The following is a 15,819-nucleotide window of genomic DNA, read 5'->3' on the forward strand; positions in this document are numbered from 1 at the left end:
TTTTTTTGTATTTCAGAATTTTATAAGTAGTTTTGCAGTTGATAAACTGTGAAATGGCGAAAGTTATAACCAAAACATTTTCAACTTATGAAGAAATTAGCACTTTTCTTGCCATTGTTGGCATGGCTGCTCGCAGGTTGTACACCCGCAGTCAAACCCCAATTAGGGTTCTTCTATAATGAGGACGGAACTTTTTCCCCTGGGTTTGATTCAATCAGGCAGCCGCAAGGTATAGTTTTTGACATGAAAGCCGGGGCTGACAGCAGTTGGTGCTATGTTCTTTCCCTTCAGGAGTTCAACCTGCCGTTGACGGACGTTAGTTCCGTGCTGGATGGCGTGGCTTCACCGGACAGTCTTTGTGGAGAGGAAAATACCAAAGTATGGGTCAAATCACTCGGTAAGGATTCTCCCATCGTCAACCGGATGCGCTCGATGGGGAAGGAGTGGTTCGTTCCCTCTGTCGGTGAATGGAGACTCTTGCGTAAATCATACGATCGGCTTTTTGCCATGCTGGACACTGTACCTCAGGCACGGCAGATCGGCATGAACAATTACTGGTCTTCCACTCCGGAACCCGACCCGGCGTATCCGCATTACGGAATTACTTATGACCTCTACGGCGATCGTTATGCCGATTCCAACAAATCTGATTCTTGCCTGGTACGGTTCATGCTGCGGGTGAAGTTGGACAAATAGCCTTCCAAAGAGACAGACAATTATTTTTGAATTATAGTTTAATTAAAATCTTTAATGTATGAAGAAGTTTGTTGTTTGCTTCAGAACGGTCATGTACCTTTTGGCGTTGACACTGGGCTTTCAGTCGTGTGACAAGGACGATGACCCGGTTACCAATGACAAGGGACAGGTTCTGGCAGTTATTTATGACAATGCGGAGCAAAACGAGAACTGGGGGGAGGATACCAAAACGGCCCCGAAAACTGTTTGGCTCCAGGATGACGCCATCGGCGTATTCTGTGTGGAACCGGGCAAATCGCTCGGAAAGGTGAATTTCGCTTCTAACAAGAAGTATGTGTACAACAACGGGAAATTTGAAGCAGCATCCGAAGCCGACAAGATTTGGATCAGCCGCGAGGGAACTTTCAAGTTCTACGCTTATTATCCGTATAGCACCTCCAAGACAGGTGTGGATGTTGATGGACGGGCCCTTGAGTTCACCGTGGCATCTGACCAGACTTCAGACGCGAACCGTACTAACTCGGACATCCTTGCTGGTAAATCTACTATTGTAGATAATGCTACCGGTGAAGTGGATATGGATTTCTATCACATGATGTCTGATGTGCGCTTTAGCTGGACCCGTTCGGATGCCAATGCCAATGAGTATGTAAACGCTTTGTTCGGTACAACGGCGGTCATTAATCTTGACGCCCTTACATCTGTACAGAAGTCCGGACAAAATCCGGGTACCGGTATCAGAATGAACATCAAGAATGCGTACAACGCTACTACCGGTTCTACCGAGTTCCAGGCTTTCGTGCCTCCTGTTGCCATTTCTGACGGACAGGACTTGTTTGTGCCTTATGATGCCGGCAACAAACCGTTGGCGGCTATTAAGGCTAAATTGAGCGGTACAACCCAGACTTTGGAAAGAGGAAAGACTTATGACTTGGCCGGTGATATGTACACGATTACAGCCGATGTACGCCGTAACGGTGATTTGGCCAACGCTAATTGCGACTCTTACGACGGATGTGTTATCACTACCGGCGGTGGTGATGCGGGCACGCTGAAGAAATTTGTCGGTCGTTATTTGAGTGGTCGCGAATGCCAGGTAGGAGCTGAGATGGGTAAAGGCCTGCCGTTGGGTACTCAGTTTATCGGATGGTTTGAATATGACGCAAAGGCTAATACATGGACTAAAATTGAAGGTGCAGGTGAGACATATAAGTTTACCGTAAACAAGAACCGCCGCATTCAGGCACGTTATGAAAACTATGTATATACTCCGTGGCAGATCACATGGAGCAGTCCTGTTGCTAATGGAGGTACTACACCGACTGTCAATATTGGCGCAACTGACGCTTCCAGCCGCAATATCTCTTTACGTGCCACACGTATCGTAACTTTGGATGGTGAGAACGTAACGGATCCTGCGCTGACAACTCGCGAGAATGATCGGATTACCCTGAAAGTTCAGGAAAGTGAATATGTTCCCACAGGCAACAAGGACCGTTTTAATGAACCTGCATGGGTATATACCGAAAGCAGCAAGACTATCAAGTCAACTCCTAACAGTGATGAAGTAAGTGGCGCTACCGTTGCCCGTAAGTTGGTTGCCCACGTGGTTATCGACGGACAGGATATGTATACTACTGAGAACGGTAAGGGTGCATTGGATAACCCGATTGATCACTCCAAGGTGGCCCAGGCAACTTATCTCTTGACTGTCAACCAGGCGAAGGGTACAGTTTCTTATGGTGACAAGGATGACAGCAAATGGTCTGTACTTATTGAAAACGCTGCAGCCATCAATTCGAAGATGGATGCCAAAGGTACTGTAAACGGTGCGGAAAAGGGTACATTCGATGCATATATCTATCGCCCGCGTAAGGTATCCGGTGTTGTAGTGGATATCGAAACGATTGCACAGGCTGATATCAAGTCTGCATTCAGCAGCAATGCGGATTCTCATTGGGGTATTTCCTCGGTGGCCAAGACACGTACGTTCCCGGCTGCCCAGTTCGGTCATGACTTTGCCAACAAGCAGGGTGCTGCATTCTCTGTAACGACCAAGAACAACAAGACTGAGAGCGAACGTTCACAGACAATCACTATCAGCAGTACGACATCCGGCACTGTCACCGGTAAGACTCCGGTCAAGCAGAATGCGGGTGTGAAGACAAACAAGACGTGGACCGATTATGTGATTACGCTTACCGGTAATCCGACAACTTTGCAAGTTATTGCATCTAGCGGGGCGGCTAATACATCTCAGATTACCACATCCGCGACTCGTGACATGAATTATGATTGGAATAACATTACCGCTGATAAGGGTACAGATAAGCAGACAGGTTCGCCTACATTGTCTATCACTCAGGGTAGCAACTTCGCTACAATCAATGGTTCTACTTCCGGTAGTCGCGTGTCTGTGCAGAAGAACTATGATGCATCAACTTTGGGTACACCGACTTCTGATCGTAATGTAGTTGTGACTGCGACCATGCCTAATACAGAGAATGGCCATTCGGCATCTACGAAGACTGTGACGATTACCCAGAAAGGTGGTACTGTTACTGAAGAGCGTGGAAACGGTTCCGGACAGGCAATCTCAACCAAGAACACAATCGGGGCAGACGGTGGTTCTACCGGATATAATATAACTAACCCGAAACGTACAGTTACGGTGAAATTGGATGGATCAACTGTTCTGGATACTTATACGGAGACTGGTGTACTGACAAGCGTGATGTCTTCTAGCGGTATGTTCACTTCCAATACTTCATCTGTAAGTGCCGGTGCCAACAAGGGTAAAGAGACAGACGATTATACAAACTGGACACCCGGTTCTGTAACTATCAGTGGTGGTACTATCCCTGTAGGTGGAGGTAGCAGTTCTGTATCCATCACGGTTCCGTCACGTACCAAGACGCATAGATATGACACTTCTACACGTACCGCTACTCTGACGGGTACATGGACATTCTCTAACTCTACAGGTGGCTCGGATGGTGATGGTGTAACCGTAACTGCTACTTGTACAGTAAGTCAAAATGGTTCAACTGCAACCATTAATACTGAGAAACAGTATTATAGCATAAAGAGTGTTACAGCGAGTGGTGCAGCTTCATACTCTGGAGGCACAAGCTCAAGTGGTACTGTCTCATTTGGAGATAACCATGGAACTCCTGTAGATAGGTCTGCTAGCTGGTCTGGCGGTTCTGTTTCTTTGAGTAATAGTTCTTTTGGACGTACTGGTGGTACAGCGTCTATCTCATATGACAGCCCTTCACGTTCAACATGGAAGGAATATAATTCTTCTTCACGTTCAACGACTGTTACAGCTACGTTCTCTTATTCCGGAGAATCGGACAAGACTGCATCGGATAACATTTCACAGTCAGGTTCAACAGCTGAAGTATCCGGTTCAAGAGACACTGAATATGCAGGGGCTCCGACTCTTTCAACGACAGCTAGTTGGGCAAGTGTGAGTGGATCTACTTTGACTGTTAGGGACGGTACAAGTACATATAAAGACTATTGGATTGGAAACGGCTCGCTGAGTATTTCGGGAAGCCCGATTGCAGCTAAGGGAGGTACTGCTACAGCTTCTCCTACCAAGCCGAATTGCGGTTGGACTGAATATTATAATTCAGTTAACAGAAACAGTTCTGTAAGTGCATCTTGGACAGAAGGTAATATTACCAGATCTGCATCGTATTCACAAACAGCAAATAGCAGTTCGACAGGTATAACAGGTTCGGGAACAGCTACAACCGGTAATGTTTCATGGCCTAGCTGGTGTCCGGGTGGTAGAGCCGGTGAGAATACTGGTAGCTCACGTTCAGGTCCTGTTTCTGTTACGTTTACTTATGAAGGAGAGTCTTCTTCAGCAACAGCTACAGTAAGTCAAAGTGGAGCATCTATCACTTATGGTAACTATAGGATTACTGTTAGTCCGACGTCGATGACTTGGAATGGAGATAAAGTAAATAAGCAATCATATACTGTAACTGGTTATCGTACTAAGTATGTTAATGGTGTAAGTAAGGGAGAAGAGATATGTACTGTGTCTGATATAAGTGTTTCTTGTACAGGTGATTTCTCTGGTAATTCCAGCTCTATATGGCCAGATGGTACCAATGAGGATTCTTCTGATAAGACTGGTACGGCAACAGTTACTGCAACTCCTTCTGGAGGTACATCCTGTACTGCAACTATCAGTTTGAAACAACTGGTTCGAGACTGGACTGTAACGGATTGATATTATTTTCTATCGGAGAGGAATTTCCTCTCCGATAATTACTAACTATTGTAAAATAGAACAGAAAAACTTAAGTAATTATGAATACACGGGTAAAATCAATTGTATTATTTATCGTATGTATGGTATTTAGTTTTAATACCAAATTATTTGCATGGGAGGATATTAGTAAAGTTGTAATTGACTATGAAAATTGGGTTGATATTTCAGTTACAATTCGGGATCAGCATTATGGACCAGTTGTGGTGAGTGGTCAGACTAAAGTTTTTGGGGCTTCATTTACTAATGGTACTGGTGCAAGCAAAATCTGTGATTTTCGTTATGCCGCTTTTAAAGAAGGAAAAATTGTTCAAATATACGATGGTACAGGTGAAGTGATGCTAGAGAATGGAGCTATGCATGACATTAAAGTTTCTTGCTACATTAATCTGCCTGAAGGAGATTATATATTTTTCCCTATTGTACGATTTAAAGGAGAGACAAATTGGAATATGATGCGACATATGTCATCAATTGAAAAGAACGGCTATTGGAAACTCCATGTTTATGAGAACTATCCTGCACCATCTTCTGAGTATATGAATTTCCCGGATGCTAATGGAAAGGGAGATAGTGAGTATAGTGTGTATAATTACTATAAGAATGAGAAGTTCAGTGTACAAATGAAATTAGTAAACAAGTCTTCTTCTCCAATGAATGGGAAAATCAAGATTATGTGGGAACGTAACTTGGCTAAGTTTTGGCGTGGAATGAAATATAGTGCTGGTGATGTTACCACGGAATGGAGCATTTGCGCTAGTAACTTGGCTCACATAGGATTGACAAAAGCTGAAAATGGTGGTATCCCTATTACTATTTCTGCAAATAGTAAGTTGGATGTTATGATAGAGGATTGTTTTCTGAGTGATTATTTTGATATTCAACAGCGTTGGACTCCTTATATGGTCGCATACTTTTTACCGGATGGTAAGGAGGATATCGAATCCAATTGGCTTATTGTGAATGATAATGCAGATTTCTGCTTTGACTCAAATAAGGTTTTGGTTACTGAAGGTTGGGACCATGCGTTGAATTATCTTCCTGTTATGACTTTTAATGAAGATGTTACAGGACTGGAAACTATTGAAGTCGATAAGATTGGATTGAAATTTGATAAATCCAGTGGTTTGGTTTCTTTAAGCAATGTTGCTGAATCATCTTTTGTGAGAGTGGTTGATATTAATGGGCGATTGGTTCAAACAAATTCCATAGAAGGAAGTAAGTCATTTAGTTTTAACTTGAAACCTGGTAGTGGACTGAATATTGTTAGTTTGTACAATTATGATGGGAAACTGGTTAAGTCCTTTAAGATCATCAGATAATTAGTATGATATGTTGATTTTCATAAAGTTAGGATTGTTTTTGTTTTTCTAAAAGCTAAAGAAGGTGTGCTTTTTGACACACCTTCTTGAAAAATTGGTTTATCTTGCATACCGCAATATACGGAAGAAATGGACTATGCCACTGGCCAATTGGGCTACAATCTCGCAACAACTGGCTATAAAGTTTGGAGAGCGATTTAAATTATTGTAATTTTACACTCGTCGGGACGGGTGGTCCTGACCCTTGGCGCTGGCCGATCCCCGACCGATGAGTTTTTAATAAAAACAATGCGTGACACAGTTTATTTTACGCCCACACATTTGATGGTTGGACTCTTACTTTCGGTTCTGGTACCTTTGGAAACTCTTCTTCTGCTAGTACAACTTTCATCCCACTTCCGACTGAAACGATTTAAAAATTAGTTTGTTTATAATAATATTGTTTTTGATTACACCACAAAATTAGTAATCCAAACTAATCATTATCAGGGTACCCAATAACGTATATATATCACTGATAATACGCAAAGTATGTATAAAATTGCACATGATAGATCAGGACATATCAATAGAAATAAAATTAACCAACAAAATTAATTGGCTAATACTGCTGATATTGAATGGGGAATCCCGATAAAGAGGACGGTCCGCTTAATTGGATAGTATACTCAACATCTCCATATAAGTTAGGTATGTCCTTATCATGCGTAACGTTGCAATAATACCCACCTTCTCTAATATAAGCATTGCCAGACGCATATAACTCTTGATGATGTTGACCATCGAATGTATTATATTCAGCGGTAATTGAATATGTCATATACAAGGTAGAAGGAAGACCCTCGTCCATACTCGGGTCAGAACGGGTAGCATAAATAGTGAATTCAAGACCACCAGCGGTCCATATTGTACCAACGGAGTAGGAAACAATATAATAGCCATCATCTTTTTTCTTAAAATTTGCCGTCACCGTACAATTGGACTTTGGGAAAAAAGTAGTAGATGAAGATGTTGAATTGGCAAAGCTTCCAGATCCTGTACTTAAGGTCCACTTGTCAAAAGTATAACCAGATGATGGTTGAGCCGAGATATTTACTGAACTTCCTTTTTCTACAGTCCCTCCACCACTAGCAGTTCCACCAGTACCAGCTTTTACAGTCACTGAATAATCCGGTAAAGTCGCACTTACCTTCCAGTCTCCATGAATATCATCAATATTAGCCCAGGCGTAGCCATTTTTCTCATATGTACTACTAATAGTTCCAGAACCTCTAAGCCTAGTTCCTGAAATCGTAGCACCTGATTTCGCCTTTACTTTAACATATTCACCTGTTTTATAAGTATTACATCCTTCAAGAATGTCAGTTGATCCTTTAGTAGTAACATCTTCCAAAACTGTGAACGTTTGTTCATTATCATCTGTTGCAGAAGGATCCGCAACATCATCATTTTGGCAGGAATAAAGCCCAACAGAGAAGGCCGCCAAAATTCCAAAAATAAAATACTTTAATTCTTTCATGTTGTTTTGGTTTTAATAATTAAACAATTCATTATCTTGCTGTAACAAATATAAATATTATAAGCTAACAACAATAAACCGAACAATTTGAAATAACTATATATAACATAAAACGCATATTGTTTAATAATTGTTTACACATATAAAATGCTCAAAACAATAGGGCCAAATACTAGCAAATCACCATCAGCAAACAACCGGATAGTCATATCCGTGTGTTTAGGGAATGTAGATACCAGTACTTGCTTTTCAGCATAGCCGGCTGTTACAGATTGTTTTTCTGCAACAGCAGAACAGTCAATTTCCTCCCAATTACCTCTAAGAAAAATATCTTCCCAATTTTCCTCTGCCTTGAAAGAATTTAAAGTGATAAACATGATAATCAATGTGATTCGACTGTACTGTGACAGCTAAATTTAAGGCTGCTGCACCGGCAAAGAAGAAGGTTTACTTAAGATGTTAACTGAGACCGGGTTCTGATGTTAACCCAGCATCAGGAAATGGAACATACCATGGTAGAGTCTGGTTGAGCTATGACGGTTCATTGGAAGGAGAAGCTAATATCCTTACCAGTCTAGCAACTATAGTTGTGCAAATTGGTAATATTTCACACAATGGTTTGGTAACCTTGAACTAATTATTACACAAATACAGAACTCACTTTCTCTATAACTAAAGGTGATAGCAGCTATTATGGTTTAACTACAAGCAATTGTAGTGGTATGATTAGTGTATATTCTGTTTCTTTGGGAATGTCAGATCGATATAAATTTGACATTGTTTACTAATTAAGTTATTGTAGTTAGATAATAAGGCCGTATCAAGATCTATGTGAATATTGATACGGCTTAATATTTTAAACACAATATATTAACAAATTACAATCTGCCATCACCACCTGATGAAACATTTATCACTTTAGGATCGTTCCAGTTACCGTTCTTTTTATAAGAAGCATGCGCTGTTACCGTATAAGACCCCAGTTACAAATCACTTTCAACTGTTCCCATACCTCCAATACTTTCACCGCTTCTCATACTTGGCCCTATAATTTGATAATTATCAATTCGAACATCTTCAGTACCAGCGACTGTACACATTATACTTATAAATATAGAACACTTTGTCTTTGGCATCGCAGCAAAGTTTGCAGTCACAGTACAGTCGGCAGAATTGTTGTTGATTGGTAGCATATAATCAGATGGAACTAGATATTTGCATTTTTTAAGTGCAAATATTTGCTCATATTGCATTTTTAAAGTGCAGATTTGCTATATTTGTAGAAACAAATGGATGTAATATGGAACAACTTACCAAAATACACAAAAAATTAGTCAAAGAAACTGAACTTAGTTTTTTTAGATACCTTTATCACGAAATAGATTGGGGCAATAGGATTGTAGGGATTCGTGGCCCTAGAGGGGTTGGGAAAACTACACTAATGTTACAGCACATCAAAAATGACCTGAACATCAATGATGTCCTATATATCAATGCCGATGATATTTATTTCAGTGAACACAGGATTTTAGATTTGGCAGAAAGACTGGTTCAAAGAGGAATTCAATATTTATTTATTGATGAAATTCATAAATACAAGGATTGGTCTAAAGAACTTAAATTAATATATGACTATTATAGTGAATTAAAGATCGTATTTTCAGGTTCTTCTATTTTAGATATAAATAAAGGTATTTCCGACTTAAGCCGTCGCGTTGTTCTGTACGATTTGTATGGTTTGTCTTTTCGGGAATACTTGGCATTGTTTCATCAGATCACTAGTCCCATTTATAGTTTGGATGAAATAATTCAAGGATTACCAGAAGAGTTTGAAATAAAGACTCCTTTATTATACTTTGAAGATTATTTAAAGCATGGTTATTATCCATTTTCCAAGGAAAGAGGATTCGATGAAAAATTACGCCAAATCATCAATCTAACATTGGAGAATGATATACCTTCTTTTGCCAACCTGCCTGCTTCTACTGGTAGAAGGCTGAAAAAGTTACTAATGGTTATTTCAAAAAGCGTTCCTTTCAAGCCCAATATGAGTAAACTGGCTGAATTGATAGATGCGAATAGAAATATGATGCCTGATTACTTTCAATACATTGAAGACGCAGGAATGATTACTCAATTAAGAGATAACACAGGAGGTGTAAGAGGATTAGGAAAAATTGAAAAAGTGTATCTTGATAATGCAAACTTGATATACTCACTTGCAGAAGGAGAACCTAATATAGGAAATATACGAGAAACATTCTTCATAAACCAAACAAGAGTAAGAAATGTGGTGACATCATCCGATATTTCTGACTTTCAAATCGATGGAAGAACTTTTGAAATTGGAGGTAAATCTAAAGGCATGAAGCAGATAAAGGAGGCCAATGAAGGATACATTGTTAAGGACCAAATTGAGTATTCTTCTGGCAATATTTTGCCATTATGGTGGTTTGGTTTGAATTATTGATGTTTCGTTCGTCCCTCGACTGGTACTGTGACGGCCAAGTTTAAGACCGCTGCACCGGCGAAGAAGAAGGTTTACCTGAGATATGAATTGTAACCCGACTCTAATGTTAATGGAACAACTGGAAATGGAACATATTACGGTAGAGTCTGGCTGAGTTATGATGGCTCATTGGGAGGAGGTTTACTATAAAAGTAATTGCTGTTAGATAATAAGGCCGTATCAAGCTCTATTGTGAGTATCGATACGGCCCAATATTTTTTAATACAACAGATTAATAAATTATAATCTACCATCACCGCCTGATGAACTATCACCTATCGTAACATTACAAACTGCGATGTGTTAGTGTCTATGCAAAATCATATATAATCCACTACAATAGGTCTTTCATAGGGTTTAGTGTTATTTCTAATCACCAATTTCCTACATATACATTAGTAGGTTTAGTAGGTAGTTGATATACAGTAGATTTCGCTGATGATTGTCCAGCAGGAATAGTAACACTACCTTCAATGTGCCTTTCTGAACCAGATACTGTATAGTACACCTCTCTTCTTATTTCTTTAGCAGTAGTTAAAGTGATATTAGAACTTGCCGAAAGATATATATTATTTCATCTACACCTGCCGTAACAGTTATTACAGGTTCTATTGGTGCATTTTCTTTAAATTTGGCTGTCACAGTACAGACGGGACGAAGGAAATATTAATTACATATCAAGCATAGAAAGATTACCCAATGTTAGGGTACATTTCTTTAGTTCTTTTTGCTTTGTCAATAAATGATCTACCTTTTCTTTTAGAACTCCTTCTTTATATCGTTCAGGATTTCTTTTGACTTCAAATATATCTACTCTTGTATTGTCAGCGGATACTGCTATAATATCAATTTCACACTGATTCTCTGTGTTTTTGGGATTCCACCAATTTCCAATATAGCGATACTCCATACTTTCAATCATCTTTTGGCGAAAGTATCTTTCAAGAATATCACCTGTATAGGTAGTATAATCATCAGAGATGATTTTTTTCAACAGTTTCCAGTTCCCCATTTCTACGATAGACCTGTTCTTATGAATATATTTGAACCAAAACCGGAGAAAATTATCTGATATCTCGTACTTAATATTTTTCCCTCCTTCAGATGCTCCGTAAGGCCTGATCTTTGCAATCAATGAATAATCTTCTACAAGACGTTTAAGAAATCCCCCAATGCTTATTCCTCCTAATGCTCCCTCAATATTTGCCTGCGTGTTTATACCTGTAGAAATGCAACCAAGTATCGAGAAATACGTTCCATAATCTTTACCAAATTCCTCTATCAAGATATTCTTTCCTTCACTGACAAACAAAGAATTATCTCTTATCATATAAGAAATCATTGAATCTTTATCTGTGACTAAATTGTCCATAAATAGTTCTATATATTTAGGGACTCCACCTGTATATGTATATAAAGCAAGTAAATCTTCATTAGAATAGTCTGGTTTGTAATCTTTAATGATTTCCTTAATTGTATCAGTCCTAAACGGATTCAATTTTATAAGAGCGTCACGACGTCCAAACAATGGTTCTTTTCGGTCCTCGAAAATCTTGTTCATCATGCGATACGCAGAACCGCAGACAACAAAATTCACATTGGTCTCCTGTCTATACCGATCCCATACATCCTGAATATGACTAAATATGGCACTATTTACATAATAGAAATCTTGAAATTCATCAATTACAAGGTTAAACCGCTGCTTCTTGGCTACTTCCATCAGTATCGTAAATAAGTTCCTAAATGAGGAAACTTCATCAGGTATGAAAATATCTAGTACCCTTCTGATTTCATCAGAGAAACGTTTTACAAGAATTGATTCATTATCTCTTGATACAAACAAATATATAGTCGTTTGTCTCATAAAAGCTTGGCGAATTAGGCTTGTTTTACCTATTCGTCTTCTTCCCGTGACTACCGTTAATCTCGAATGATTTACATCAGAAAGATTTTTAATCCTTTGCAATTCAGCTATTTCTTCAGTCCTATCGTAAAATTTCATCGCATATTCATTTATCGTAATGCCGGTTACAGTAACCGACATTACAAAAATAGCTATTTATTTTGATAGGACAAAGGTAGCAATAATCGGCGAGATATGGAAAGGTAGATCAAAGTTATTGAGAAATAGGCATTTTGAGAAAGTTGCTTCTGTAATCAGATGACGGGATAAGTCAGGTCTGAACCAAGTTAAGACTTCGCTACGTTACCGATTCGTTACCCTGCATAATTGGTGGTATCGGAGTTTAGGAATAATACCGAAATACACTATAAACAGTGAGTTACTAACAATTCACGCAACTATTTCGGTAACGGATGATAATTGCGCTGTACCTCTGCGATTTGCGTATCGACGAAAGACTCTTCACCGAGTAAATTTGAAACCAAAAAAGTTCAGAAAGATGAAGAGTACATTTTCAGTTATTTTCTACCTCAAACGGCAGGTAGTGAAGAAAGACGGGACAGTTTCCGTCATGGGTCGTATCACGGTGGACGGAAGCCAGACACAATTCAGTTGCAAGCTGACCGTCGATCCGAAGTTGTGGGACACCAAAGGTGGGCGTGTCACTGGCAAAAGCACGGCGGCACTCGAAGCGAACCGCCTGCTTGTTGATGCGCACACGCATCAACAAGCACTATCAGGAAATCATGGAGCGTGACAACTATGTCACGGCGGAAAAGGTCAAGAACGCCTTTCTCGGACTGGAACACCGCTGCCACACACTGATGCAGGTGTTCAATAAGCACAACGAGGACTACGAGAAACAGGTGGCGGCAGGCATGAAAGCCAAGGGCACGCTTGCCAAGTACAAGACCGTTTACAAGCACCTGCAAGAGTTCCTCAATATCCGCTACCATGTGAAGGACATCACCATGAAGGAGCTTACCCCGGCATTTATCTCCGACTTCGAGATGTTCCTCCGCACGGACAAGCATTGCTGTACGAATACTTTATTATATGTAAAGTATCAATAGATACGCTACATTTTTTCTTTTCGTAGGCAAATCTTAATCTGTATCTTCGTAGCATGAAAGAAGATATACGGAAAATACGGATGCGCCAAAAATGGCTTGAACTATACGCCGAAACGGGTTCTGTGACAAAAACTGCCCTTCGGTGCGGGATTGCTCGTTCCACGTTATACCGTTGGATAAATCGCGAGAAAGAACAAGGCAAGTCGGAATTGTCCGATAAGTCTAAACGTCCATCAAGACTTGCCAATATGAAGATAACACCTGAAATTGAAACCATTATCCTTAATCTGCGTAAGACGAGAAGATGGGGAGCGCAACGGATTGCCAACTATCTGCTTAGAAAGAGAATAAAGCTCTCAGCCATGACGGTGTGGCGTGTGTTGAAAAAGCATCAGGTCAAAGCTGTTGTGAAACAGCGTAAAAAGTCAGACTATATCCGATATAGTAAAGAAATTCCTGGGGAAAGGGTTCAGCTGGATGTAATGAAAGTACGAAACGGAGCATACCAGTTCACGGCCATAGATGATTGTACCCGTTTGAGAACCATTCGTATATATCCCAATAAAAAAGCGGAAAGTACAATTCATTTTTTAGGAGAGATACTGAACACCTTTCCTTTTCCCGTTCAGCGGATACAAACTGATTGGGGAACAGAATTTTTCAATTATGACTTCCAATATGAACTGCATGACCATTTTATCAAATTCAGACCAATCAAACCAAGGACTCCGCATCTGAATGGCAAAGTCGAAAGGTCTCAGCAGACCGATAAGACAGAGTTTTGGAATCTTATAGATTTGTCGGACAAGACACTTGATTTGAATATGATGGCTATGGAATGGCAGGAGTTCTACAATAAGAAACGACCACATTCTTCACTGAACGGCAAGACTCCGATGCAAAAATTCAAGTCTGTCGAGCACCTTGTTCCGATCCAGCCCGATGTGAGTGAAAAATTCTGGGAGTCAAACGAAGAAATTCTTCCACGTAATTACAAGTATCTTAAATTCATAAAACATCGAAATAAGAAAACTGTTATTCGATAATCCATGGAGAATCAAAATATATCGCAGATTATTTTACGTTTTTAAACTCATCGGTCGGGGAACGGCCAGCGCCAAGGGGCGAGACCACCCGTCCCGACGAGCGTAAAAATCCAGTAAGCTAATGTAGCGAATCTGTTGTTATAGCACAACTTAGGATATTAGCGGGATTCTTCTATGCTGTTGATTTCCTTCTGTAGTTCGTACACTTTCTTCTTCAGTTCTGTATTATCCATCATGTACGTGGCTAAATTTTCGCTCATATCGAAAAGCTTTGCCTTTAATTTGGTGTTCTCGTTTTCTGAATTTTCTAGTTCTGTTTTTAAAGCTATATTTTCCTTTACTAGACTTTCGTTTTTTTCGGTTAGCTCTTTGTCAGTCCCGAGTCCGTCAATGAAACGGACCAAATTTCCTATGACTGGAGCAGTTTCTATTCCTCTTGAAATTGGTTCAAGAATTGCGTAAAGCTTTTGGCATAATTCCGATTGCTGAATTTTGTCCATTATGCTGTCATAGTCCCTCGATGTTCCAAATATTAGATCATAAGCTTCTTTATTTACTTTCTCTAATTTCTTTGCAAATATTGCAGAAACTTTAAATTGTCCGTTTCTTAAATTTAAAATATATTGCTTTGATACTTCTATTTCCTCTGCAAGTTGTGAAGCGTTTACTCCAGCAAACAGCATGTATTGTTTTAATAATTCTTTATCTTCCATTGCTATTGGTGTTTTGGTTTATGCAAAGATGCTGATTATTATACATATACCAAAGAATTTGATGGTTGAATACTCAAAAATGTAGCTGAATATGTTTACTTTTTCTTTTATGTGGTATATAGAGTAAAACTAGGCAGCAAGCATATTTCTGGCGCGTACCGGCCATACCCAAGAAGATATTCGGCAATATGTTGAGACGGCTTTCGGACATAATCTACATCGGACCTGTGATTGAATACCCCCTACCTATTCTTTTAAGGGCAGTTGCCAAGAGACTGTACCGGAGTCGATAATAGCCTTTATGACAGTAATAGCTTTGAGGAAACCATTCGGCTGGTGGTTTCTTTGGGTGGGGATGTGGATACGATGGGTGTTATCGCAGGCGCTATTACTGAAGCATTTTATAGGGATGCTCCGGAATATATCGTTGAACAGGTTCTTCGATGGTTACCGGATGAATTTGCGGATGTATTAGGAAGATTCTATGATAGATTTGTCCGACAATGAAGTGTAGTATACTTTCAGCTTAATGATTCTGATTGTTAAAGTTTGATTTGATTTCTTATCCTACTATCTCAATATTTTATTCATATTATTGGATTTTGTACCTTTGACATAAGATAGATGATGGATTAATGAGAGATAATATATTTACATACGAAGGACCAAGGGGTGAACTGGTGGAGATTTTCTCATTGTTGTCCCATTAAAATCTAAAAGAGTTCTTTGAAATATTTGAAATTTAGT

The 15,819-nt window shown here is 39.6% G+C and carries 10 protein-coding genes and 2 pseudogenes; 8 read left to right on the forward strand and 4 right to left on the reverse strand.

Going from position 1 to position 15,819, the window contains the following annotated elements:
- The first annotated feature begins 87 nt into the window (after positions 1-87).
- From KTG12_RS18910 to KTG12_RS18925, 4 genes and pseudogenes are all read left to right on the forward strand, one after another.
- Positions 88-696 (forward strand): hypothetical protein, encoded by a 609-nt coding sequence (locus KTG12_RS18910; RefSeq protein WP_075965606.1) that lies wholly within the window; start codon positions 88-90, stop codon positions 694-696.
- Between the two features lie 58 nt (positions 697-754).
- Positions 755-4,945: a fimbrillin family protein gene (locus KTG12_RS18915; protein WP_122298784.1), complete on the forward strand. Its 4,191-nt coding sequence runs from the start codon at positions 755-757 to the stop codon at positions 4,943-4,945.
- Between the two features lie 80 nt (positions 4,946-5,025).
- The gene (locus tag KTG12_RS18920) at positions 5,026-6,306 is read left to right on the forward strand and encodes a hypothetical protein (RefSeq protein ID WP_075965604.1); all 1,281 of its coding nucleotides are present in this window, start codon (positions 5,026-5,028) and stop codon (positions 6,304-6,306) included.
- 85 nt (positions 6,307-6,391) lie between these two features.
- Positions 6,392-6,517, forward strand: a pseudogene (locus KTG12_RS18925) (IS256 family transposase); the annotation flags it as partial.
- 390 nt (positions 6,518-6,907) lie between these two features.
- On the opposite strand, the gene KTG12_RS18930 reads toward KTG12_RS18925, so the two are convergent.
- Together KTG12_RS18930 and KTG12_RS18935 are read right to left on the reverse strand one after the other, a co-directional pair.
- On the reverse strand, positions 6,908-7,825 hold the full coding sequence (locus KTG12_RS18930; RefSeq protein WP_075965603.1) for a hypothetical protein: 918 nt from the start codon (positions 7,823-7,825) through the stop codon (positions 6,908-6,910).
- A 134-nt stretch (positions 7,826-7,959) separates the two neighbouring features.
- Positions 7,960-8,202 (reverse strand): hypothetical protein, encoded by a 243-nt coding sequence (locus tag KTG12_RS18935; RefSeq protein WP_075965602.1) that lies wholly within the window; start codon positions 8,200-8,202, stop codon positions 7,960-7,962.
- A 923-nt stretch (positions 8,203-9,125) separates the two neighbouring features.
- Between KTG12_RS18935 and KTG12_RS18940 the strand changes: the two genes are divergently transcribed.
- Positions 9,126-10,295: an ATP-binding protein gene (locus KTG12_RS18940; RefSeq protein ID WP_122298778.1), complete on the forward strand. Its 1,170-nt coding sequence runs from the start codon at positions 9,126-9,128 to the stop codon at positions 10,293-10,295.
- Between the two features lie 709 nt (positions 10,296-11,004).
- Here the strand turns inward: KTG12_RS18940 and KTG12_RS18945 are convergent.
- A complete protein-coding gene (locus KTG12_RS18945; protein ID WP_075966080.1) occupies positions 11,005-12,339 on the reverse strand; it encodes an ATP-binding protein in 1,335 nt (444 codons plus the stop codon).
- A gap of 400 nt (positions 12,340-12,739) precedes the next feature.
- Here KTG12_RS18945 and KTG12_RS18950 point away from each other — a divergent pair.
- Positions 12,740-13,301: pseudogene (locus tag KTG12_RS18950) on the forward strand (phage integrase SAM-like domain and Arm DNA-binding domain-containing protein); the annotation flags it as partial.
- 65 nt (positions 13,302-13,366) lie between these two features.
- Positions 13,367-14,359, forward strand: a complete 993-nt coding sequence (locus KTG12_RS18955) for an IS481 family transposase (protein ID WP_075965595.1) — start codon at positions 13,367-13,369, stop codon at positions 14,357-14,359.
- Between the two features lie 158 nt (positions 14,360-14,517).
- On the opposite strand, the gene KTG12_RS18960 is transcribed toward KTG12_RS18955, so the two are convergent.
- Positions 14,518-15,072 carry a helix-turn-helix transcriptional regulator gene (locus KTG12_RS18960; RefSeq protein ID WP_075965593.1) on the reverse strand — a complete coding sequence of 185 codons (555 nt, stop codon included), beginning with the start codon at positions 15,070-15,072 and terminating at the stop codon, positions 14,518-14,520.
- Between the two features lie 336 nt (positions 15,073-15,408).
- On the opposite strand from KTG12_RS18960, the gene KTG12_RS18965 reads away from it, so the two are divergent.
- Positions 15,409-15,579 carry a hypothetical protein gene (locus KTG12_RS18965; RefSeq protein WP_167369856.1) on the forward strand — a complete coding sequence of 57 codons (171 nt, stop codon included), beginning with the start codon at positions 15,409-15,411 and terminating at the stop codon, positions 15,577-15,579.
- Positions 15,580-15,819: the final 240 nt, after the last annotated feature.

This window comes from Parabacteroides sp. MSK.9.14, from assembly GCF_019041495.1.
GTDB classification, from domain to species: Bacteria; Bacteroidota; Bacteroidia; order Bacteroidales; family Tannerellaceae; genus Parabacteroides; species Parabacteroides merdae.

Excerpts from the sequence above, each read along its gene's own strand:
- KTG12_RS18910 (WP_075965606.1), top strand. The coding sequence starts at position 88 with ATGAAGAAATTAGCACTTTTCTTGCCATTGTTGGCATGGCTGCTCGCA.
- KTG12_RS18915 (WP_122298784.1), top strand. The coding sequence starts at position 755 with ATGAAGAAGTTTGTTGTTTGCTTCAGAACGGTCATGTACCTTTTGGCG.
- KTG12_RS18920 (WP_075965604.1), top strand. The coding sequence starts at position 5,026 with ATGAATACACGGGTAAAATCAATTGTATTATTTATCGTATGTATGGTA.
- KTG12_RS18930 (WP_075965603.1), bottom strand. The coding sequence starts at position 7,825 with ATGAAAGAATTAAAGTATTTTATTTTTGGAATTTTGGCGGCCTTCTCT.
- KTG12_RS18935 (WP_075965602.1), bottom strand. The coding sequence starts at position 8,202 with ATGTTTATCACTTTAAATTCTTTCAAGGCAGAGGAAAATTGGGAAGAT.
- KTG12_RS18940 (WP_122298778.1), top strand. The coding sequence starts at position 9,126 with ATGGAACAACTTACCAAAATACACAAAAAATTAGTCAAAGAAACTGAA.
- KTG12_RS18945 (WP_075966080.1), bottom strand. The coding sequence starts at position 12,339 with ATGAAATTTTACGATAGGACTGAAGAAATAGCTGAATTGCAAAGGATT.
- KTG12_RS18955 (WP_075965595.1), top strand. The coding sequence starts at position 13,367 with ATGAAAGAAGATATACGGAAAATACGGATGCGCCAAAAATGGCTTGAA.
- KTG12_RS18960 (WP_075965593.1), bottom strand. The coding sequence starts at position 15,072 with ATGGAAGATAAAGAATTATTAAAACAATACATGCTGTTTGCTGGAGTA.